The sequence below is a fragment of the Streptococcus sp. HMSC073D05 genome, assembly GCF_001812015.1.
Taxonomy (GTDB): domain Bacteria; phylum Bacillota; class Bacilli; order Lactobacillales; family Streptococcaceae; genus Streptococcus; species Streptococcus parasanguinis_D.
In genome coordinates, this window is the sequence record NZ_KV807483.1 from 263006 (window position 1) to 283591 (window position 20586).

The window sequence follows — 20586 nt, forward strand, 5'->3', positions numbered from 1 at the left end:
TAACGAATGACCGATTTCTGTCCCACTCTCTTTTTGTTTGCATTGAAAAAAGTGGCGAAATGATGTATGATAATCGTGTAAGCTTTCCCAATAGGAGGTGTTCAGATGGACTTTCGTTTAGATCAAAGTTTAGTAGCTCTTGGTATTGATACGGTTGTGGTCGGAATTGCTAGAAATGTGGATCCTCAAGCAGTTTTGCCCCCTTCTTTTCTTGAAAAGAAGAAAGAGCTTGAACAATGGGCGCTCCAGTGTCAGACAGAAGAAGTAGTGGCATCTCCTGTCATCAAAGGGTATACAGACCTCTTGCAAAAAGTAGGGCGTAGCATCAAGAAAAATCCCCCAACAGTCCTAGCTCTTATCCGAAACATCCAGCATCGAGGAGCTCTTCCTCAGATCAATAGCATCATTGATATCTATAATGTCGAATCTCTGAAGTCTTTTCTCGCGATCGGAGGACATGACCTAGATAAGATTGAGGGACCGATTGAATTTACAGTGAGTCAAAGAGACGATCTCTTCCTCCCGATCCTTTCTAGTGAAAAACGTGTCGCACCGACAGATCCTGTCTACCGGGATCAAAAAGGAGTTCTGGCTTGGTTGGATGTACGCGATAGTGACCATTACAAATTTGAGGAGACTACGCAAAACGCCCTCTTTGTCATTCAAGGAAATACCGAGACATCAGTCGAGATGCGTTTAGAAGCACTGGAGCGAATCCGCAAGGACCTTGCTCTTTGCATGTCTCAGCTTCAATTTGAGAAATTTCTCGTCACAAAAAATGGAGTGGAAAAGGTCTCGTAAACAGCGAAAATCATTTTCATGAAATTTTCAATTTGACAAAGTAGACCATTTGCGGTAAGATATTGTTCGGGCACCTCATTTTGAGGTCGGAGCTCCCTAAGGATTAGGGAGCTATTTTTGTTTTTTCTGCAAAGAGGAATGGCCTCTACAACATTAGAAGAAGAGGAAAGCACATGTCAACAAAATATATTTTTGTCACGGGTGGTGTCGTATCATCCATCGGGAAAGGGATTGTCGCAGCAAGTCTTGGTCGCTTGCTCAAAAATCGTGGATTGAAAGTGACCATCCAAAAATTTGACCCTTATATCAATATCGACCCAGGGACGATGAGTCCTTACCAACACGGGGAAGTATTTGTCACAGACGATGGCGCAGAGACAGACTTGGACCTTGGACACTATGAACGCTTTATTGATATCAATCTGAATAAGTACTCAAATGTGACGACAGGGAAAATTTATAGCGAAGTCCTTCGAAAGGAACGTCGTGGAGAATACTTGGGCGCGACTGTACAGGTTATTCCTCATATCACAGATGCTTTGAAAGAAAAGATCAAACGAGCAGCGACGACGACGGATTCAGATGTCATCATCACAGAAGTCGGGGGAACAGTTGGAGACATTGAATCCCTTCCATTCCTTGAAGCTCTTCGTCAAATGAAGGCAGATGTTGGTGCTGAAAACGTTATGTACATCCACACCACTCTTCTACCTTACTTGAAGGCTGCGGGAGAAATGAAAACCAAGCCGACCCAACACTCTGTGAAAGAATTGCGTGGCCTTGGAATTCAACCAAATATGTTGGTCATCCGTACAGAAAAACCAGCGGGTCAAGGAATTAAGAACAAGTTGGCTCAATTCTGTGATGTGGCACCAGAAGCTGTCATCGAGTCACTTGATGTGGAACATTTGTACCAAATCCCATTGAACTTGCAAGCACAAAATATGGACCAAATCGTTTGTGACCATTTGAAATTGGATGTTCCTGCAGCAGATATGACAGAATGGTCTGCAATGGTCGATAAGGTCATGAACCTCAAGAAGCAGGTCAAGATTTCCTTGGTTGGAAAATACGTAGAATTGCAAGATGCCTACATTTCTGTCGTTGAGGCCTTGAAGCACTCAGGGTATGCCAATGATGCAGAGGTCAAGATTAATTGGGTCAATGCCAATGATGTGACAGCTGAAAATGTGGCAGAACTCCTTGGAGATGCGGATGGGATCATTGTCCCAGGTGGTTTTGGTCAACGGGGAACAGAAGGAAAAATTCAAGCCATCAAGTATGCGCGTGAACAGGACGTCCCAATGTTGGGTGTCTGCTTGGGTATGCAGTTAACCTGTATCGAATTTGCCCGTCACGTTTTAGGCTTGGAAGGGGCCAATTCATCCGAATTGGATCCAGAAACCAAGTATCCAATTATCGATATCATGCGGGACCAAATCGATGTGGAAGACATGGGAGGAACGCTCCGTCTCGGTCTTTACCCATCTAAACTCAAACGAGGATCAAAAGCAGCCGCTGCCTATGACAATCAAGAAGTGGTGCAACGTCGCCACCGTCACCGTTATGAGTTTAACAATGCTTTCCGTGAACAGTTCGAAGAAGCAGGATTTGTCTTCTCAGGCGTTTCACCAGACAACCGTTTGGTCGAAATCGTTGAAATCCCAGAAAACAAATTCTTTGTTGCTTGCCAATACCACCCAGAATTGTCAAGCCGTCCAAACCGCCCAGAAGGACTTTACACAGCCTTCATCACAGCGGCAGTTGAAAACCACGATAGCAAATGAGAATCAAGGCTGGGCAATAAGTGTCCAGCCTTTGGACTATAATAGTAATAACTACATGACGCAGTGGTTGATTGGCATCTTTGTTCGCTTTCCAAGCTCCAAAGATGACCTAATCAACTGTGCGGGGGTGGGAAGACGAACTCTTTTTAATTAGTCGGAGTTCTTTCCCACTCCCTTTTGTGAAAAAATGACAAACTCTGAAAAAAGTTTGAAAAAAATCTTGACAAAAAAGTCGTTGATTGATATACTAGTAAAGTACTCAATCGCGGGGATGGCGGAATTGGCAGACGCGCAGGACTAAGGATCCTGTGACCGCTTTAGGTCGTGAGGGTTCAAGTCCCTCTCTCCGCATCGGATCAAGATAGCTTCGGCTATCTTTTTTTTGTTTTCAAATTTCTTTGTGGTAGAATAGGTGTGAGATGAGGTGAGAACATGAAGAAAAAGTATCTGGTTTTGGTCGATGGCCTCTTTGCACTATTGGGAAGTGCCATTAATTTTTTCGGTCCTATCCTGATTTTAGCGATGGCGATAGGCGCATACAAGGATACTTTTAGATATTTTATTGCCTTAAACATATGGAATGTTTTCATTTTTCTAATTGCGATGGCGTCTCAGTATCTGCTCAGAGATGAAAAAAGAATCAAAAAATGGATTCTTCATCTCTTTCTGATAGCGGGCTTTATTCTCTTTCTTGCGTCAATCCCTGCTGTGGGTGAGAATATTCCCGTTCTTGAGGGAGTGCTAAACGGACTTCTTGGAAAAATATTTACCGACAGTCAGTTATTTGCTGCTTATTTCTATTCTCAATGGGTTGCAGCGGTATCCTTTGTGATTTGCGGGATTGCTTTTCTCCTTTCGTTAAAAAATTTTAAAGAGAAAGATTGAAAGGGGTTAAGCTCCTTTTTTGCTTTTTGAATAGGATGGAAGTCTTAGGAGGGAGAGGGTTCCTCCTCATTTATCGTAAGAAATCGCTTAAAGCCACAGGAAAAACTAGCAATTTCATCTAAAAAGTGATAAAATAAACAATGTAAGTGGGATTAACCCCACAAAAATTTATAGGAGGCCTATAACAAATGGCAATCGTTTCAGCAGAAAAATTTGTCCAAGCAGCTCGTGACAATGGTTATGCAGTTGGTGGATTTAACACAAACAACCTTGAGTGGACTCAAGCTATCTTGCGTGCAGCAGAAGCTAAGAAAGCTCCAGTACTTATCCAAACTTCTATGGGTGCTGCTAAATACATGGGTGGTTACAAAGTATGTAAAGCCCTTATTGAAAACCTTGTAGAATCAATGGGTATTACTGTACCAGTTGCTATTCACCTTGACCATGGTCACTACGACGATGCTCTTGAATGTATCGAAGCTGGTTACACTTCAATCATGTTTGACGGTTCACACCTTCCAGTTGAAGAAAACCTTAAATTGGCGAAAGATGTCGTTGAAAAAGCTCATGCTAAAGGTATCTCAGTAGAAGCTGAAGTTGGTACTATCGGTGGTGAAGAAGACGGTATCATCGGTGACGGTGAATTGGCACCAATCGAAGACGCTAAAGCAATGGTTGCTACAGGAATCGACTTCTTGGCTGCAGGTATCGGTAACATCCACGGTCCTTACCCAGCAAACTGGAAAGGTCTTCACCTTGACCACTTGCAAAAATTGACTGAAGCTGTTCCAGGATTCCCAATCGTATTGCACGGTGGATCAGGTATCCCTGATGATCAAATCCAAGCAGCTATCAAACTTGGTGTTGCAAAAGTTAACGTGAACACTGAATGCCAAATCGCATTTGCAAATGCTACTCGTCAATTCGTACGTGAATACGATGCAAACGAAGCAGAATACGATAAGAAGAAACTCTTCGACCCACGTAAATTCTTGAAACCAGGTTTCGAAGCAATTACAGCAGCTGTTGAAGAACGTATCGACGTATTCGGTTCAGAAGGCAAAGCTTAATTGAAAACAGGAAAGCAAGGTCCCATGTGGATCTTGTTTTTTTGTATGGGAAAAGTTGCTTCCGGGATTTAATTTTTGTACAATATGCCTATGAAAAAATTTAAACAGTTTTGCTGGATCATTTTTGTTTTTCTTATCCTTTTTCTAGGAGGCACATTTGGTTTTCACCAACTTAGTTTGCAAAAAGAAAGTAAGCTTCTGACTCCTATCGGTAAAGAGGTGACGGTCAATGGACATCGAATGAATGTCTCTGTTAAAGGAGAAGGATCTGAAACAATCGTTTTTCTTTCCGGTGCAGGTATCGCCTCTCCTATTTTAGACTTTAAGAATCTATCAGATTCCCTATCCAAAAAATACAAAGTTGTTGTCGTGGAGCGAGCAGGATATGGTTTTAGTGAAGATAGTGATCGTTCAAGAGATGTGATGGAGGTCCTTTCTGAGACCCGTCAAGCTTTGGCGCAAGCTCATGTTTCAGGTCCTTATGTGATTATTTCGCATTCTATGGCTAGTTTAGAGAGTCTTGCTTGGCAAGAGAAATATCCAAATGAAGTGAAGGCTTTGATTGGTCTGGATTGGGCCTTGCCAGCGAGTTATGAAGATTTAAAAGAACACCCAACTCTCATAACCTTAGCCTATTGGACGAGTAAGATTGGCCTGCTCCGTTATTTCCCAGAGTCTGTTTACCTGAAGAATTCTGACTTGACTAAAAGTGAGCGTCAGCAATACCGATTTTTAGCTTACAAGCAGTTGCTGTCGACGGCTATGCTCAATGAGACCCGAACTGTAAAGAAAAATGCCCAAAAGGTTAGTAAATTTACCATTGATCCCAAAATCCCTGTACTTCTCTTGGTTTCAAATGGGGAGGGAACCAGCTTTAGCCAATCAGAGTGGCAACGTTATGCAGAGAGATTTGCAAGCGACCAGTCTAATGTTCAAGTCGACTATATGGATGCGCCTCACGACCTCTATCATTATCAAAGCGATGCTATTGTTTCTCGTATTAAAGAATTTTTAGAGAATAATTGAGGGCTTAAAAATCCATTGAGACTGATGATAATAATTAAATGCTGAAGGATTAACAGTAGAATCGTTAATTTTCTCGATTAAAAAAATTCTTTTTCTTAACAATAAGCCTGCCCCTAAGGGCAGGTTTTTTGGTGTCTTAAGGAAACTATTTAACAGAATTTTTGATTAAAAGTTTCATTTTAAGAGAGAAATCTCTAATTTCATAATCTATAAGCAAACGCTTGCATTCCTTTTTTTATTAGATTATAATAGGTTGGTATAAAGCCTTCTGTAATAATATTGAGTAAGTGTAGAAAGTAAGGATTTAGAATATTTGTAGTCAAAAATACAATGTTGCTTCTTACGATAGGGAGATAGATATGGCAATGATAGAAGTGCAACATCTTCGGAAAAATTTTGTGAAGACAGTTAAGGAGCCGGGGTTAAAGGGAGCCTTGCGCTCCTTTATTCATCCTGAAAAGCAGACCTTTGAAGCGGTCAAGGATTTAACTTTTGAAGTTCCAAAAGGGCAGATTTTAGGATTTATCGGGGCAAATGGTGCTGGGAAGTCAACCACCATCAAAATGCTGACAGGAATTTTGAAGCCCACATCTGGCTTTTGTCGGATTAACGGCAAGATTCCGCAGGATAATCGCCAAGATTATGTCAAGGATATTGGAGTCGTTTTCGGACAACGCACCCAGTTATGGTGGGATTTGGCTCTGCAAGAGACCTACACGGTTTTGAAAGAGATCTATGATGTACCGGACTCGCTTTTCCATAAGCGCATGGACTTTTTGAATGAAGTTTTGGATTTGAAGGAATTTATCAAGGATCCTGTGCGGACTCTTTCACTAGGTCAACGGATGCGGGCGGATATTGCGGCTTCCTTGCTTCACAATCCCAAAGTTCTCTTTTTAGATGAACCGACTATTGGTTTGGATGTGTCGGTCAAGGACAACATTCGTCGGGCCATTACCCAGATTAATCAGGAGGAAGAGACAACTATTCTCTTGACTACTCATGATTTGAGTGATATTGAGCAACTCTGTGATCGGATTTTTATGATTGATAAGGGGCAAGAGATTTTTGATGGAACGGTTAGCCAGCTCAAGGAGACATTTGGAAAGATGAAGACTCTCTCCTTTGACCTGACGCCAGGTCAAAATCATCTAGTCTCTCATTATGAGGGTTTGCCTGATATGTCCATTGATAGACAAGGAAATACTCTCAATATTGAATTCGATAGTTCCCGCTACCAGTCGGCCGATATTATCAAGCAAACCTTATCTGATTTTGAGGTCCGTGATTTGAAGATGGTAGATACGGATATTGAAGATATTATCCGTCGCTTCTATCGAAAGGAGCTCTAAGATGGTCAAATTGTGGAGACGTTATAAACCCTTTATCAATGCAGGGATTCAGGAGTTGATTAGCTATCGAGTCAACTTTATTCTTTATCGGATTGGCGATGTCATGGGTGCTTTTGTGGCTTTTTATCTATGGAAGGCTGTCTTTGATTCCTCCCAGGAGCCTTTGATTCAGGGCTTCAGTATGGCGGATATCACCCTCTACATCATCATGAGTTTTGTGACTAATCTTCTGACTAGGTCGGATTCTTCCTTTATGATTGGTGATGAGGTCAAGGATGGTTCCATTATCATGCGCTTGTTGCGACCAGTGCATTTTGCGGCTTCTTACCTCTTTACGGAGCTTGGTTCCAAGTGGTTGATTTTTATCTCTGTTGGACTGCCATTTTTAAGTGTCATTGTTTTGATGAAAATCTTATCTGGGCAAGGGATTGTAGAAGTGCTGGGACTAACTACCCTTTATCTTTTTAGCTTAACGCTGGCCTATCTGATTAACTTTTTCTTTAATATCTGCTTTGGATTTTCAGCCTTTGTATTTAAAAATCTTTGGGGTTCCAACCTACTTAAGACTTCCATAGTGGCCTTTATGTCTGGGAGTTTGATTCCCTTGGCTTTCTTTCCAAAGGTCATTTCAGATATTCTGTCCTTCTTACCTTTCTCATCCTTAATTTACACTCCGGTCATGATTATTGTTGGGAAATACGATGCTAGTCAGATTCTTCAAGCACTTTTGCTTCAGCTTTTCTGGCTTATAGTGATGGTGGGCTTGTCTCAGTTGATTTGGAAACGAGTCCAGTCATTTATCACCATTCAGGGAGGTTAGTATGAAAAAATATCAACGCATGCATCTGATTTTTATCAGACAGTACATCAAGCAAATCATGGAATACAAGGTAGATTTTGTGGTTGGTGTGTTGGGAGTCTTTCTGACTCAAGGCCTGAACCTCTTGTTTCTCAATGTCATCTTTCAACACATTCCCTCCCTAGAAGGTTGGACTTTTCAAGAAATTGCCTTTATCTATGGATTTTCCTTAATTCCAAAGGGACTAGATCATCTCTTTTTTGACAATCTATGGGCTTTAGGTCAACGACTAGTTCGAAAAGGGGAGTTTGACAAGTATCTGACTCGTCCTATCAATCCTCTCTTTCACATACTCGTTGAGACCTTTCAGATTGATGCCTTGGGTGAACTTTTGGTCGGTGGAATTTTACTAGCGACAACGGCGACTAGCATTGCTTGGACTCTTCCAAAATTCCTGATTTTTCTAGTTTGTATTCCTTTTGCGACCTTGATTTATACTTCCTTGAAAATTGCAACAGCCAGCATCGCTTTTTGGACCAAGCAGTCAGGTGCCATGATTTACATTTTCTATATGTTTAATGATTTTGCCAAGTATCCTATTTCTATTTACAATTCGCTCCTTCGTTGGTTAATTAGCTTTATTGTACCTTTCGCCTTTACGGCCTACTATCCTGCCAGCTATTTCTTGCAGGACAAGGATGGACTCTTTAATATTGGTGGTTTGATTCTGATTTCCCTTGTTTTCTTTGTTATTTCCCTCAAACTTTGGGACAGGGGATTGGATGCCTACGAAAGTGCTGGTTCGTAAGAGGTAAAGTAAGACTAAAATCAGGAAAGGAACTTATGATGTTTGTAATTAAAGAAGTCAAGGGTGAAGATCAAAAAATGGCAGTTGTCGCTGAGATTTTAAGGGATTTGCCAGAATGGTTTGGAATACCAGAAAGCACGCAAGCCTACATTGAAGGAGCTAAGGATTTACGAGTTTGGGCTGCTTATCAAGAAAGTGATGTAGTAGGGTTTATAAGTTTATCATATTCGAGTGAAGATTGTGCTGAAATTGACTGTCTAGGCGTGAAAAAATCATTCCAAGGTCAAGGAATTGGAAGGGAATTAATTACGACTATAGAAAGAGAAGCAGTCAAACAAGTGGACTACCTACAGGTCAAAACAGTCGCAGAAGGTTCAAATAAAGATTATGACCGAACAAATGTCTTTTATCGCAGTCTTGGTTTTAAAAAATTAGAGATTTTTCCGCAACTATGGGATCCACAGAATCCATGTCAGATTCTGATTAAAAAGATCAACTAAAAGTGCTTGACATCCGCTATCAGAGTGCTATACTAAGAAGGTAATCGCCGATTTAGCTCAGTTGGTAGAGCAACGCACTCGTAACGCGTAGGTCACAGGTTCGATCCCTGCAATCGGCATAGAAAAAATCTGCTTTGAAGGAGCGAGACGATGAATAATGGTGATCACATATTCGTTCGGTCTCGCTCCTTCTTTTGACCACATAGGCGCCATTTTTGACCACTTAGTCAAAAGTCCTTGTCTCCGTAGGAGCTCTCTGCTATCATAGAATCATCAAAGGAAGAAATACTTCCGAATAATCAAAATGAGGTATATGATGATGAAAAAACTACTTGGACTTGGATTTATTTTGGTTGCTCTTGCGGTTGTCACAATGGGAATGGTTGGTTTTCCAAAGCTCGATGTGAACATCTGGCCCCTATTTCCTGTTCTCTTATTTGCATTCTTTACACTTGAAAATCTCTTGAAAAAAGATTACAAGGCAAGTGTTATCTGCGCCTTGATCGCATTTATGATCGCAAATGCGATTTACGATGTCCTGCCGGTTTCAAATGGTCTGGTCATCACAGCAGGTGTGCTCGCTTGCGTAGGTCTTAGTTTTCTTTTACCGGACAAGGAAAGCAATAAATAAAGGAGGGCTGGTCACTTGATCAGCTTTTTTACTTCTCAAAAACTACCTCTTGATGGGGAAAACGTGCCACTTACTGAAAAGCCCTTGTTTTGTTTTCAACAGCTGTTATAATGGTACTATCAAAACGTTGGGAAAGGAGTTTTATGAAAGTTAGAATCGAATTGGATCCATCTATGGACGAGCCTGAGATCTTGATTCGAGCTCCGCGCTTGACCCCGGAGTTGACCCAGCTGCAAGAGAGAATCCTCGAACAAAAGGTTGCTCCTTTGGCCTTTTACAAGGATCGAAGTGAGTATTTTCTGGATGTGGCATCGATCCTCTTTTTTGAGACGGACGGGGAGAAGATTTTTGGGCACACCAAGGACGAGGCCTATGAGGTCAAGCAGAAGCTCTACGAGTTGGAGGAGCTGCTTCCCATCGCCTTTTGTCGGATATCCAAATCCACCATTGTCAACACCAAGCAGATCTATTCTCTGGAAAAGTCTTTTTCAGGGACCAGCACGGTCAATTTCTACCAGACCCATAAGCAGGTTCACGTATCTAGACGCTACTATCAACTCTTAAAAGAACGACTAAATGAAATGAGGTAATATCATGAGAAAAAAATTAATCGGAGTATTCTTAATCCTTTTAGCAGCCTTAATCCTTTTACAGGGCTATTTTGTAAAATGGGACATCAGCATCTGGACCTTAGCTTGGGTTACCTTGCTTGCCGTCCTGTCCCTCTCTAGTTTCTTAAAACGCCATTTTGGTTGGGGCTTCATCTATGGACTTTTAGCCCTCTTTTGTCTCAATGGGCAATACCATTTCCTCCCAGTTTCAAATTCAGTTGTCATCCTTTCCTCAATTCTCGCTGTGATTGGACTCAACATTTTGTTTAAACCCTCTAAGAAAACAAAAGCCCGCCTAGCTTCCTATTCTGCTGGATCCATGAATAAGTCGGATGGCAATGACATCGATGTCACTTTTTCAACAGTGACAAAATATCTCAATGACCAACACTTTACCCACGGAAGTGCAGATGTAAGTATGGGAGAAGCATCGGTTTATTTTGATAATTGCCGGATTGAGGGTCCTTCTGCTCAGTTTGTTGTCGATGTTTCCCTTGGGAGGCTGAGCCTCTATGTACCAAGCGATTGGCGCGTCCATGTAAATGTGGATAATTCCCTCTCAGCGATCCAACATCAGGAAAATCCAAGTGCTCTTACTAGCAAGGATTTCTACATTACGGGCGATGTTTCCTTAGGAAATCTGGAAATTATCTATGTCGGAGCGAATTCGTTTTCTTAAGTCGGAAATGAAAAACTTTGGCCAAAAGCTTGCCAAGAGAGATTTTTTTTGGTAATATAGTACGGTATGTGGTGCTAGCACATCCGTTATATTAGATCTAATAGGAGGAAACACAGAAATGGCTAAAGTATGTTATTTCACAGGTCGTAAGACTGTATCAGGTAACAACCGTTCACACGCTATGAACCAAACAAAACGTGCCGTAAAACCAAACCTTCAAAAAGTAACTGTCCTTATCGATGGTAAACCTAAAAAAGTTTGGGCTTCAGCTCGTGCATTGAAATCTGGTAAAGTAGAACGCGTTTAATAAAGAAAGAAGGCTGGGCATAAAGTGTCCAGCCTTCGCTTTTGATAGGAATAGTAGCATGACGCAGTGGTTGATTGGAACTACTCATGTTTGAAACATTCGTACTTCCTAATCAACTGTGCGGGGGTGGAAAAATTGAAAAGGTTTGGGGAACCTTTTCAACTTTTTTTATTTTACGGAGTTCTTTCCCACTCCCTTTTCTTTTTCTCTAGAGACAGCTGTCACAGCGGGAGAAGAATAGTCCCTACCCTTTTACAGCTGATCTCTTTTATGGTAAAATAGAATATAAAATACTTTTGAGGTAGAAATTATGACAGTAAAAATCAATACAAAGGACGGTCAAATTGAATTGACTGATGAGGTTATCGCAACTGTTGTAGGCGGTGCCGCTACTGAGATCTTCGGTGTGGTTGGAATGGCCAGCAAAAATGCGATCAAAGATAATTTCCAAGCCCTCCTAGGGAAAGAAAACTTCTCTAAAGGTGTTGTTGTCAAAACAACGGAAGCAGGAACTATCGCAGTTGATGTTTACACTGTTTTGAGCTATGGAACAAAGATTAGCGAAGTCTCAAAAAATATTCAAGAACGTGTGAAATTTAGTTTGGAAAATCAACTTGGAATCACTACGGATACTGTGAATGTCTATATTCAAAATATCAAGATTGTGGGAGAATAATCGTGGCTAATATTACTACAAGTTTATTTCAAGAAATGGTTCAAGCGGGGGCTACGCGCTTAAATAAACAAGCGGAATATGTAAACTCTTTGAACGTCTTTCCTGTACCAGATGGAGATACAGGGACTAATATGGGAATGACCATCGAAAATGGGGCCAAAGAAGTATCTGACCGTTCTGCATCAACTGTTGGAGAAGCGGCAGGGATCTTCGCTAAAGGTCTCTTGATGGGTGCGCGTGGGAACTCAGGAGTCATCACTTCTCAATTGTTCCGTGGATTTTCTCAAAGTGTCAAAGACAAAGAAGAATTGGATGGAGCAGCGCTTGCAGCAGCCTTCCAGTCTGGTGTAGAAGTTGCTTATAAAGCCGTTATGAAGCCAGTTGAAGGAACCATTTTGACGGTTTCTCGTGGGGCAGCCATCGGTGCCAAGAAAAAAGCAGAATCTACCAACGATGCAGTAGAAGTCATGCGTGCAGCTCTTGAAGGTGCTAAAACAGCTCTTGCTAAGACTCCAGATATGTTGCCGGTCTTGAAAGAAGTTGGCGTGGTAGACTCTGGTGGTCAAGGGTTGGTCTTCATCTATGAAGGATTCTTGTCAGCCTTGACAGGTGAATTCATCGCTTCTGAAGAGTTCCAAGCAACACCTGCAACCATGTCAGAAATGATCAATGCAGAACACCACAAGTCAGTCGCTGGCCATGTCGCAACTGAAGACATCAAGTTTGGTTACTGTACAGAAATCATGGTCGCTTTGAAACAAGGTCCAACCTATGTCAAAGACTTCGATTACGATGAATTCCGTAACTATTTGAACAACCTTGGGGATTCCCTATTGGTGGTGAATGACGATGAGATTGTCAAAGTTCACGTCCATACAGAAGATCCAGGTCTTGTCATGCAAGAAGGTCTTAAGTACGGAAGCTTGGTCAAGGTCAAAGTCGACAACATGCGTAACCAACACGAAGCGCAAGTTGAAAAAGAAGAGCGTCAAGCGAAGCCAGTTGAAGAAAAAGAATATGCCATCATCGCAGTAGTTGCTGGTGACGGATTGGCTGATATCTTTAAAGCGCAAGGAGTTGATTACATCATCTCTGGTGGTCAAACCATGAACCCATCAACAGAAGACTTTGTCAAAGCGGTTGAAGAGTTGAATGCGCGCAACATCATTATCTTGCCAAACAACAAAAATATCTTGATGGCGGCTCAATCTGCAGCAGAAGTGATTGATCAACCTGCAGCAGTTGTTGAGACCAAGACTATCCCTCAAGGATTGACTAGTCTTCTTGCCTTTGATGAAAGCAAATCGATCGAAGAAAACTACGAACGCATGAGCGCTTCATTGGGTGATGTTGCGTCTGGTAGTGTGACAACAGCGGTTCGCGATACCACTATTGATGGGCTTGAAATCCATGAAAATGATAATCTTGGAATGGTCGATGGCAAAATCGTTGTTTCAAATCCAGATATGATGGAAACCTTGGAAGAAACATTCGCTCATATGTTGGATGAAGACAGTGAAATTGTGACCATCTATGTCGGTGAAGACGGCAGTGAGGAGTTGGCAAATGAATTGGCCCAAGCCCTTGCTGAAAAATACGAAGATGTAGAAGTGGAAATCCACCAAGGTGGCCAACCAGTCTACCCATACTTGTTTAGTGTAGAATAATTGAACAGAAGGTTCCTTTCGGAACCTTTTTTTGTATATAGAAAAACGAGGAGATTCCCTATGAAAGCAGCGTGATTCAGAGGGATTGAGATTGAAGCGACCCCTACACGGAAGCTTTATTCGTGAGAAAAAGGGGTTTCTGCAAAAAGTCTCACATTCATCAGATTTTTATTCAAATGGAAGAGCTTGAAAAGAGGGGGAAATGGTTTGAGCAGTGGAGTTTTTAGACAAGAAAGACGCGATATGTTATACTGGTATCAGTATGTGAAAGGAGAGTTATAAAAATGAAGAAATTTTTTGTAACCCTTGGGCTAGCCATTTTGGTATTGACTGGTTGTTCGCAATCCCAAACAAAGAAAACTACAACCGCTAGCTCATCTAGCAGTTCCTCTGTTAAAAAAGAAGTAAAAAATGAAGAAAAAACCACAACCTTAGTAGGAGATATCAATGGAACAAAACACCGGGATATCATAAAATCTAAGGGAGATAAGGTTGAAAACCTTCGTATCGAAGTGACAGCTGATCTGCCCCAACAACTTAGAACTATCGCAGCAGAGAAGTCACCTGAAGAGCTCACGGCAGCCATTCAAGCTTTGCTGGAGCAAAATGAAGACTATAAGAAGCTAAAAACCGTTCCCGGTTTTAGTTTGGAATACACAGTCACACCAGAAAAGAAATTGCTCTCAACCAGTGTGATTGACCTCAACCAAATTGATGCCAAGTCTCTAGAAGAAATTTCTTACTTCAAAGATGCTGGTCTCAATGATTTGAAAAACATGAAGGCAGATGCCTTGGTCAAGGCCTTGAAACTGCATGGCATGAAAGAAGAAGGTCAGTAAGAAGAATAGAAAAAGTCGAGTGAAGTCACTTGGCTTTTTTTAGTGACTTTTGTCATGTGAGCGAGTGACAAAATTATCTAGTGGCTGTTATTTTCTTTCGCTATAATATAGTCAGAAAGTAAGAGGTAAGGAAAAATGAAACAATGGTTCTATAAAGTGTTTACGTTAACAGTGGTGGGGATGGTCGTCTATTTGATCTTTTCAAAGGATGATAGTCTCTATTACCATTTTCCTTGGGAATTATTTGCTGGGATTGGCATCATGAGCTGGGCGGTTCAAGAAGGATTGAAAATGATCAAGGCGGTTAAAAAGGAGATGGAGCAATGAAAACAACGGGAGTAACCCTGGTTGTTTTTGCCATCATTCCGGCCGTTTAAGCCTGGTTGAAAGGAGAGTATCATGAGCGTCATTAGAGTAGAGAACTTGAAAAAAAGTATCAAAGGAAAAGTCATTTTAGAAGATCTTTCTTTTGCAGTTGAACGGGGGGATTGTCTGTCCTTGATCGGGCCAAACGGAGCTGGGAAAACAACCTTGATGAACTGTCTTCTGGGAGATATGAAGGCGACTTCTGGGATTATTGAAGTAGAGGGGAAGGCGCCTGGTCATCCTCAGTTAAAGGCTAGTGTGTCCTATCTCCCTCAAGAGAATGCCATCGTTCAAAAGTTAACCGTGCAGGAACTGATCAACTTCTTTCGCTCTATTTATCCCCACCCCTTAACAGGGGAAGAAATTGATGATTTATTACGTTTTAGCTCAGAACAAAAGAAACAATTGGCTAGTAAGTTGTCTGGTGGTCAAAAGCGCCTCTTATCCTTTGTTCTAACCTTGATTGGTCGTCCTAGCTTACTTTTCTTAGATGAGCCGACTGCGGGAATGGATACTTCCACTCGCCAACGCTTCTGGGAGATTGTTGGGCATTTAAAGGAAGAAGGTGTGACCATTGTCTATTCTTCGCATTACATCGAGGAAGTAGAGCACACGGCAGATCGAATTTTGGTCTTGCATCAGGGGCATTTGCTTCGGGATACGACACCTCTCGCTATGAGAAGCGAAGAGGTAGAAAAACATTTCACCCTGCCCTTGCGCTACCAAGCTCTAGTGGCAGAAATGGAAGACATTGGTGAAGTGGTCGCTAAACCCGATGCCCTTCAGGTTGTGACACGGGATGCTAATCGTTTGTGGAGTCGATTACAAGAAGAAGGATGTTCGATCCAAGAAATCGAAGTAACCAATCGAAGTTTATTGGATTCTATTTTTGAAAATACAAAGGAAGTAGGTAGAGAAGATGAAACGCATGAAAGCTCTCGGCGTGGTTGAGTGGCATTTGACCAGTCGCCAAGCTATTTATTACTTGTTATCAATTGGGATGCCCACGGCCTTTTATCTCTTCTTTTCAGGGATGTACCAGGAAACACCAGGAGCACCTGCTCACTTTATGAGGGATTATCTCCTTTCTATGACGGCATTTTCTATGATGTCTACGGCTATCTTTTCTTTTCCAACCGTTCTTGAAACCGATCGACTCAATAATTGGCAAAAAGTCTTGCGCCATACCCCCGTATCTATGGTAGAATATTATCTAATAAAGGTTGTGGGTCTCTTTGTCGATTTTCTCCTATCGATTGGAGTTGTCTTTACCGTGGGCCATGTGGTGCGGCATGTGAATATGCCCCTACAGGATTGGGTCTTAGCAGCCTTTATTCTCATCCTAGGAAGTCTAGCGTTTGTGGCTCTCGGTCTGGTTTTGACCCTGCTTCCTTCCAGTCAATTGATGTCTGTTGTGGGCAATCTCCTTTACATGGGGCTGGCTGTCATGGGTGGACTATGGATGCCGATTAGTCTCTTTCCAGAATGGATGCAAGCCATTGGCAAATGCCTTCCAACCTATCAATTGATGGAACTGATTAAGACCTTTTTAAACAAGGGACAGGTCAATGTCTTTGCGAGTGTCTATTTAACCTTGTTTACCCTGGTCTTGTTTGCCCTTGTTATCGTTTATCGTCGTCATTCTGAGGTTCGTTCATGATTGAAAAACTCAAACATATTCACCATATGTTTTACGTAGGCTTAATCTTTATGGCCTTTCCCTTTGCTTCTATTTTCTTAGGGCAGATTCCCTGGTGGCATTTCTTTTTAGCCATCTTCTTTATGATAAGCTATCTAGGTATCCTCATTACTGAAAATAAGAAACTGACCTGGCTTTTTTGGATTTATCTTCTGCTGTATATTGCAGGAAATACCTTTTTTGTTGGAACTAGCTTTTGTTGGTTTTACTATTATGTGAGCAATATTTTGATCTATCGTTTTGGGATTCGCGATTTTCGCTCGCCCTTTCTTTGGACGGCTGTTGGATCACTACTGATCCTTTTTGGAGCTCTATTATTTAATAGGGAGATGAGAGAAAATGATTGGCTTTTTGTCCTGATCGTCTCTTTGTTTATCGCGGTTATGACCTTTAGTATGGTTCGGATGGAGATGATGGAAGAGTTGAAAGTTGACCATGCCAAGCAAAACGCCCAGATCAATCTCTTGCTGGCAGAAAACGAGCGCCATCGGATTGGCCGTGATCTGCATGACAGTCTAGGACACACCTTTGCCATGCTCAGTGTCAAGGCGGACCTAGCTGATCAATTCTTGGCATTGGGTCAGGTTGAGAAGGCCCAGGAGCAGGTGCAAGAGATTCAAGCCATCAGTCAAGAGTCCATGCACCAAGTCCGTGAGATTGTGGAGAATTTGAAGCAGCGAACCCTGGCAAGAGAGCTAGAAACCGTCAAGCAAATGCTGGAAGTAGCTCAAATCAAAGTGGAGATTCAGAACGAGCTTGATACAGCCAGCATCTCGCCGATCCTAGAATCTGCTCTAGCCATGGTGTCTCTGGAATTAGCCACCAATATGATCAAACATGCCAAAGCGACACAGGCCCTTCTCTTTTATCGCTCTACCGAGACAGGAGTGGAAATGGTCGCAGAAGACAATGGCATCGGCTTTGCCACAGTCTCCGATAAAGACCTGCACTCGATTCGCGAACGGATTGCCTTGTTGGGAGGAGAGCTGGAGATCAGTCATCAACACAAGCCGACCAGGATAGAAATACGGATCCCCTATCAAGAAAGGAAATAAGATGCGCTTATTAGTTGCTGAAGACCAAAGTATGTTGCGCGATGCTCTCTGCCAGCTCTTGCTCCTGCAAGAGGATGTGGAAGATGTCTTGCAGGCTGGCGATGGACAAGAGGCCATTCGTTTACTCGAAACACATCCAGCCGATATTGCGATTTTAGATATCGAAATGCCCATCAAAACAGGGTTAGAAGTGTTGGAATGGGCTAAAAGTCAACAACCCCAGCTCAAGGTCGTCATCGTTACCACCTTTAAGCGACCGGGCTATTTTGAGCGGGCCCTCAAGGCTGGAGTCGATGCCTATGTCTTAAAAGAACGCCGCATTACGGATTTGATGGCCACTCTTCATGCAGTCTTAGCAGGGCAAAAAGAATATTCGCCTGAATTAATGGAAGGGATCTTGACCCATCCCAATCCTCTGAGCCCTCAAGAAAAGGCAGTTTTAAAAGAAGTCGCAAAAGGGGCTTCTAACCAAGAAATTGCTGATCGCTTATTCCTCTCAAACGGGACCATCCGCAATTATATGTCAGCCATTCTGACCAAGTTGGATGCGGAAAACCGGACCGAGGCAGCAAAGATCGCTCAAGAAAAGGGTTGGTTATAAGGAAGAAAAAGTTTCTAGGATTTCCTAGAGACTTTTTTTCTGATAGACCTAGCATTTTTAGAAAAACTCTCATTCTTCGGATTTGGATAGAAAATTCAGAAAATTTACTATTTTTCCTTGAAATATTTTCTAAAAATGGTATGATAGTAGCATGCTAATTTGATATACAAAGTACTGGAAAGGAGAGACATGGAGAAAATTACCTTAGAAACTGCAAAAACCGGTTCAGAGCTCGTTCTTGAAACCCTGCGTGATTTGGGTATTGACACGATTTTTGGTTATCCTGGTGGAGCGGTTTTGCCTTTATACGATGCCATCTATAGCTTTGAGGGTATCCAGCATATCTTGGGTCGTCATGAACAAGGATGCTTGCATGAGGCTGAAGGCTACGCTAAATCAACTGGAAAGCTGGGTGTCGCAGTCGTCACTAGTGGACCGGGGGCTACAAATGCCATTACAGGGATTGCAGATGCCATGAGCGATAGCGTTCCCCTATTAGTCTTCACTGGTCAAGTCAATCGTGCTGGGATCGGGAAAGACGCCTTCCAAGAAGCAGATATTGTGGGAATTACCATGCCCATCACCAAGTACAACTATCAAGTACGTGAGACGGCAGATATTCCGCGAATTATCACCGAAGCTGTCCATATTGCGACGACTGGACGCCCTGGTCCGGTGGTAATTGACCTTCCAAAGGATGTGTCTGCTTTAGAGACAGATTTTATCTATGAACCAAGTGTGAAGCTTCCAAGCTACCAGCCTACCATTGAACCCAATGAATTGCAGATCAAAAAGATTTTGAAGCAATTGAGTAAGGCTAAAAAACCAGTTCTTCTTGCTGGTGGTGGGGTGAGTTACGCTGGAGCTGCAAAAGAGTTGATTGCTCTAGCAGAGCGCTATCAGATTCCAGTAGTGACCAGTCTGTTAGGTCAAGGAACGATTGCGACCAGTCATCCTCTTTTCCTAGGGATGGGAGGGATGCACGGATCCTTCGCGGCTAATATCGCCATGACAGAGACGGATTTCATGATCAGTGTTGGTTGTCGATTTGATGACCGTTTGACAGGGAATCCAAAGACTTTCGCTAAAAATGCTAAGGTTGCCCATATCGACATTGATCCTGCAGAGATTGGTAAGATCATTGCTGTCGACATTCCTGTTGTTGGCGATGCAAAGAAAGCCTTGCAACAATTGCTAGCAGAGCCAACGGTTCATAACAACACAGAAAAATGGATCGAAAAGGTGACCCAAGATAAGAACCGGGTTCGTTCATACGACAAGAAAGAACGGGTTGTGCAACCACAAGCTGTGATCGAACGCATCGGAGAGTTGACCAAGGGGGACGCTATTGTCGTCACAGACGTTGGACAACACCAAATGTGGGCAGCTCAATACTATCCTTACCAAAATGAGCGCCAATTGGTGACATCTGGTGGTCTAGGAACGATGGGATTCGGTGTTCCTGCAGCTATCGGAGCGAAAATTGCCAATCCAGATAAAGAAGTTGTTCTCTTTGTCGGAGATGGTGGTTTCCAAATGACCAATCAAGAATTGGCAATCTTAAATATTTATAAGGTTCCGATCAAGGTCGTTATGCTCAACAACCACTCGCTTGGAATGGTCCGTCAATGGCAAGAAGCCTTCTATGATGGTCGGACGTCAGAGTCAGTCTTTGATAGCCTTCCAGATTTCCAATTGATGGCGCAAGCTTACGGGATCAAGAATTATAAATTTGATAATCCTGAAACTCTTGAGAAGGATTTGGAAGTCATCACAGAAGATGTACCAATGTTCATCGAAGTAGACATTTCTCGGAAAGAGCATGTCTTGCCGATGGTACCAGCTGGTAAGAGTAATCATGAGATGTTGGGGGTGAAGTTTAATGCGTAGAATGTTAACAGCCAAACTTCAAAACCGCTCAGGTGTTCTGAACCGCTTTACTGGAGTCTTGTCGAGACGTCAAGTCAATATCGAAAGCATCTCTGTTGGCGCAACAGAAAACCCTAATGTATCGCGGATTACCATTATCATTGATGTTGCTTCGCATGATGAAGTAGAGCAAATCATCAAACAGCTCAACCGCCAAGTGGATGTGATCCGTGTCCGGGATATCACTGATAAACCACACTTGGAGCGCGAAGTGATCCTGGTGAAAGTTTCTGCACCTGCTGAGAAGCGAGCAGAAATCTTGGCCATTATTCAACCTTTCCGTGCGACCGTGGTCGATGTAGCCCCAAGCTCTATCACCGTTCAAATGACGGGAAATGCAGAAAAGAGCGAAGCCCTCATTCGTGTTATTCGACCTTATGGGATTAAAAACATCGCCCGCACCGGTGCAACCGGATTTACACGAGATTAATTCTCACCTTAACATTGTTAACCCCGCCTTAAAAAGGCAAATAATATAATAGAAAAGAGATTTTACTT

At 42.4% G+C, this 20586-nt stretch carries 23 protein-coding genes and 2 tRNA genes; all 25 read left to right on the forward strand.

Annotated features, from left to right (window positions below):
• The first annotated feature begins 105 nt into the window (after positions 1 to 105).
• The 25 genes from HMPREF2832_RS02430 (at position 106) to ilvN (ending at position 20518) form a co-directional block, all read left to right on the forward strand.
• Positions 106 to 801 (forward strand): B3/B4 domain-containing protein, encoded by a 696-nt coding sequence (locus tag HMPREF2832_RS02430; protein ID WP_070505434.1) that lies wholly within the window; start codon positions 106 to 108, stop codon positions 799 to 801.
• Between the two features lie 173 nt (positions 802 to 974).
• Positions 975 to 2588, forward strand: coding sequence for a CTP synthase (locus HMPREF2832_RS02435; RefSeq protein ID WP_003004055.1), 1614 nt, complete (start codon positions 975 to 977; stop codon positions 2586 to 2588).
• Between the two features lie 265 nt (positions 2589 to 2853).
• Positions 2854 to 2939 (forward strand) — tRNA-Leu (locus tag HMPREF2832_RS02440).
• 81 nt (positions 2940 to 3020) lie between these two features.
• Complete coding sequence (locus tag HMPREF2832_RS02445) at positions 3021 to 3473, forward strand: hypothetical protein (RefSeq protein ID WP_070505436.1); 453 nt, start codon at positions 3021 to 3023, stop codon at positions 3471 to 3473.
• Positions 3474 to 3661: 188 nt separating this feature from the next.
• Positions 3662 to 4543 (forward strand): class II fructose-bisphosphate aldolase, encoded by an 882-nt coding sequence (locus tag HMPREF2832_RS02450; RefSeq protein WP_003004573.1) that lies wholly within the window; start codon positions 3662 to 3664, stop codon positions 4541 to 4543.
• Between the two features lie 84 nt (positions 4544 to 4627).
• Positions 4628 to 5569: an alpha/beta hydrolase gene (locus HMPREF2832_RS02455; RefSeq protein ID WP_070505438.1), complete on the forward strand. Its 942-nt coding sequence runs from the start codon at positions 4628 to 4630 to the stop codon at positions 5567 to 5569.
• A gap of 359 nt (positions 5570 to 5928) precedes the next feature.
• A complete protein-coding gene (locus HMPREF2832_RS02460; RefSeq protein WP_013904684.1) occupies positions 5929 to 6921 on the forward strand; it encodes an ABC transporter ATP-binding protein in 993 nt (330 codons plus the stop codon).
• 1 nt (position 6922) lies between these two features.
• Positions 6923 to 7741, forward strand: coding sequence for an ABC transporter permease (locus HMPREF2832_RS02465; RefSeq protein ID WP_003017344.1), 819 nt, complete (start codon positions 6923 to 6925; stop codon positions 7739 to 7741).
• A gap of 1 nt (position 7742) precedes the next feature.
• On the forward strand, positions 7743 to 8528 hold the full coding sequence (locus HMPREF2832_RS02470; RefSeq protein WP_003017328.1) for an ABC transporter permease: 786 nt from the start codon (positions 7743 to 7745) through the stop codon (positions 8526 to 8528).
• A 38-nt stretch (positions 8529 to 8566) separates the two neighbouring features.
• Complete coding sequence (locus HMPREF2832_RS02475) at positions 8567 to 9028, forward strand: GNAT family N-acetyltransferase (protein ID WP_003017336.1); 462 nt, start codon at positions 8567 to 8569, stop codon at positions 9026 to 9028.
• A gap of 46 nt (positions 9029 to 9074) precedes the next feature.
• Positions 9075 to 9147, forward strand: a tRNA-Thr gene (locus tag HMPREF2832_RS02480).
• A gap of 200 nt (positions 9148 to 9347) precedes the next feature.
• A complete protein-coding gene (locus HMPREF2832_RS02485; RefSeq protein ID WP_049471759.1) occupies positions 9348 to 9659 on the forward strand; it encodes a LiaF transmembrane domain-containing protein in 312 nt (103 codons plus the stop codon).
• A 143-nt stretch (positions 9660 to 9802) separates the two neighbouring features.
• A complete protein-coding gene (locus HMPREF2832_RS02490; RefSeq protein WP_031576497.1) occupies positions 9803 to 10249 on the forward strand; it encodes a LytTR family DNA-binding domain-containing protein in 447 nt (148 codons plus the stop codon).
• 4 nt (positions 10250 to 10253) lie between these two features.
• On the forward strand, positions 10254 to 10949 hold the full coding sequence (locus tag HMPREF2832_RS02495; protein WP_070505440.1) for a LiaF transmembrane domain-containing protein: 696 nt from the start codon (positions 10254 to 10256) through the stop codon (positions 10947 to 10949).
• 118 nt (positions 10950 to 11067) lie between these two features.
• On the forward strand, positions 11068 to 11256 hold the full coding sequence (rpmB, locus tag HMPREF2832_RS02500; protein ID WP_001140948.1) for a 50S ribosomal protein L28: 189 nt from the start codon (positions 11068 to 11070) through the stop codon (positions 11254 to 11256).
• 310 nt (positions 11257 to 11566) lie between these two features.
• Positions 11567 to 11932, forward strand: a complete 366-nt coding sequence (locus tag HMPREF2832_RS02505) for an Asp23/Gls24 family envelope stress response protein (RefSeq protein ID WP_003004393.1) — start codon at positions 11567 to 11569, stop codon at positions 11930 to 11932.
• 2 nt (positions 11933 to 11934) lie between these two features.
• Positions 11935 to 13599, forward strand: a complete 1665-nt coding sequence (locus HMPREF2832_RS02510) for a DAK2 domain-containing protein (protein WP_014712937.1) — start codon at positions 11935 to 11937, stop codon at positions 13597 to 13599.
• 284 nt (positions 13600 to 13883) lie between these two features.
• Positions 13884 to 14438: an SP0191 family lipoprotein gene (locus tag HMPREF2832_RS02515; protein WP_049497663.1), complete on the forward strand. Its 555-nt coding sequence runs from the start codon at positions 13884 to 13886 to the stop codon at positions 14436 to 14438.
• Positions 14439 to 14573: 135 nt separating this feature from the next.
• Complete coding sequence (locus HMPREF2832_RS02520) at positions 14574 to 14765, forward strand: hypothetical protein (protein WP_014712940.1); 192 nt, start codon at positions 14574 to 14576, stop codon at positions 14763 to 14765.
• A 72-nt stretch (positions 14766 to 14837) separates the two neighbouring features.
• Positions 14838 to 15755 carry an ABC transporter ATP-binding protein gene (locus HMPREF2832_RS02525; protein WP_049497664.1) on the forward strand — a complete coding sequence of 306 codons (918 nt, stop codon included), beginning with the start codon at positions 14838 to 14840 and terminating at the stop codon, positions 15753 to 15755.
• A complete protein-coding gene (locus HMPREF2832_RS02530; protein ID WP_049483531.1) occupies positions 15724 to 16464 on the forward strand; it encodes an ABC transporter permease in 741 nt (246 codons plus the stop codon). The genes HMPREF2832_RS02525 and HMPREF2832_RS02530 overlap by 32 nt, the downstream gene beginning before the upstream one ends.
• The gene (locus tag HMPREF2832_RS02535) at positions 16461 to 17558 is read left to right on the forward strand and encodes a sensor histidine kinase (protein WP_049475098.1); all 1098 of its coding nucleotides are present in this window, start codon (positions 16461 to 16463) and stop codon (positions 17556 to 17558) included. Before HMPREF2832_RS02530 ends, HMPREF2832_RS02535 begins: the two co-directional genes overlap by 4 nt.
• 1 nt (position 17559) lies before the next feature.
• Entirely contained in the window at positions 17560 to 18159 is a 600-nt protein-coding gene (locus HMPREF2832_RS02540; protein ID WP_049483533.1) for a response regulator transcription factor, read from the forward strand.
• 189 nt (positions 18160 to 18348) lie between these two features.
• The gene (locus HMPREF2832_RS02545) at positions 18349 to 20049 is read left to right on the forward strand and encodes an acetolactate synthase large subunit (RefSeq protein ID WP_003004603.1); all 1701 of its coding nucleotides are present in this window, start codon (positions 18349 to 18351) and stop codon (positions 20047 to 20049) included.
• The gene (gene ilvN, locus HMPREF2832_RS02550; protein WP_003010242.1) at positions 20042 to 20518 is read left to right on the forward strand and encodes an acetolactate synthase small subunit; all 477 of its coding nucleotides are present in this window, start codon (positions 20042 to 20044) and stop codon (positions 20516 to 20518) included. Before HMPREF2832_RS02545 ends, ilvN begins: the two co-directional genes overlap by 8 nt.
• Positions 20519 to 20586 lie beyond the last annotated feature (68 nt).

Bases quoted from the DNA above. Each gene is read 5' to 3' on its own strand.
- HMPREF2832_RS02430 (WP_070505434.1), top strand. From the start codon at position 106: ATGGACTTTCGTTTAGATCAAAGTTTAGTAGCTCTTGGTATTGATACG.
- HMPREF2832_RS02435 (WP_003004055.1), top strand. From the start codon at position 975: ATGTCAACAAAATATATTTTTGTCACGGGTGGTGTCGTATCATCCATC.
- HMPREF2832_RS02445 (WP_070505436.1), top strand. From the start codon at position 3,021: ATGAAGAAAAAGTATCTGGTTTTGGTCGATGGCCTCTTTGCACTATTG.
- HMPREF2832_RS02450 (WP_003004573.1), top strand. From the start codon at position 3,662: ATGGCAATCGTTTCAGCAGAAAAATTTGTCCAAGCAGCTCGTGACAAT.
- HMPREF2832_RS02455 (WP_070505438.1), top strand. From the start codon at position 4,628: ATGCCTATGAAAAAATTTAAACAGTTTTGCTGGATCATTTTTGTTTTT.
- HMPREF2832_RS02460 (WP_013904684.1), top strand. From the start codon at position 5,929: ATGGCAATGATAGAAGTGCAACATCTTCGGAAAAATTTTGTGAAGACA.
- HMPREF2832_RS02465 (WP_003017344.1), top strand. From the start codon at position 6,923: ATGGTCAAATTGTGGAGACGTTATAAACCCTTTATCAATGCAGGGATT.
- HMPREF2832_RS02470 (WP_003017328.1), top strand. From the start codon at position 7,743: ATGAAAAAATATCAACGCATGCATCTGATTTTTATCAGACAGTACATC.
- HMPREF2832_RS02475 (WP_003017336.1), top strand. From the start codon at position 8,567: ATGTTTGTAATTAAAGAAGTCAAGGGTGAAGATCAAAAAATGGCAGTT.
- HMPREF2832_RS02485 (WP_049471759.1), top strand. From the start codon at position 9,348: ATGAAAAAACTACTTGGACTTGGATTTATTTTGGTTGCTCTTGCGGTT.
- HMPREF2832_RS02490 (WP_031576497.1), top strand. From the start codon at position 9,803: ATGAAAGTTAGAATCGAATTGGATCCATCTATGGACGAGCCTGAGATC.
- HMPREF2832_RS02495 (WP_070505440.1), top strand. From the start codon at position 10,254: ATGAGAAAAAAATTAATCGGAGTATTCTTAATCCTTTTAGCAGCCTTA.
- rpmB (WP_001140948.1), top strand. From the start codon at position 11,068: ATGGCTAAAGTATGTTATTTCACAGGTCGTAAGACTGTATCAGGTAAC.
- HMPREF2832_RS02505 (WP_003004393.1), top strand. From the start codon at position 11,567: ATGACAGTAAAAATCAATACAAAGGACGGTCAAATTGAATTGACTGAT.
- HMPREF2832_RS02515 (WP_049497663.1), top strand. From the start codon at position 13,884: ATGAAGAAATTTTTTGTAACCCTTGGGCTAGCCATTTTGGTATTGACT.
- HMPREF2832_RS02520 (WP_014712940.1), top strand. From the start codon at position 14,574: ATGAAACAATGGTTCTATAAAGTGTTTACGTTAACAGTGGTGGGGATG.
- HMPREF2832_RS02525 (WP_049497664.1), top strand. From the start codon at position 14,838: ATGAGCGTCATTAGAGTAGAGAACTTGAAAAAAAGTATCAAAGGAAAA.
- HMPREF2832_RS02530 (WP_049483531.1), top strand. From the start codon at position 15,724: ATGAAACGCATGAAAGCTCTCGGCGTGGTTGAGTGGCATTTGACCAGT.
- HMPREF2832_RS02535 (WP_049475098.1), top strand. From the start codon at position 16,461: ATGATTGAAAAACTCAAACATATTCACCATATGTTTTACGTAGGCTTA.
- HMPREF2832_RS02540 (WP_049483533.1), top strand. From the start codon at position 17,560: ATGCGCTTATTAGTTGCTGAAGACCAAAGTATGTTGCGCGATGCTCTC.
- HMPREF2832_RS02545 (WP_003004603.1), top strand. From the start codon at position 18,349: ATGGAGAAAATTACCTTAGAAACTGCAAAAACCGGTTCAGAGCTCGTT.
- ilvN (WP_003010242.1), top strand. From the start codon at position 20,042: ATGCGTAGAATGTTAACAGCCAAACTTCAAAACCGCTCAGGTGTTCTG.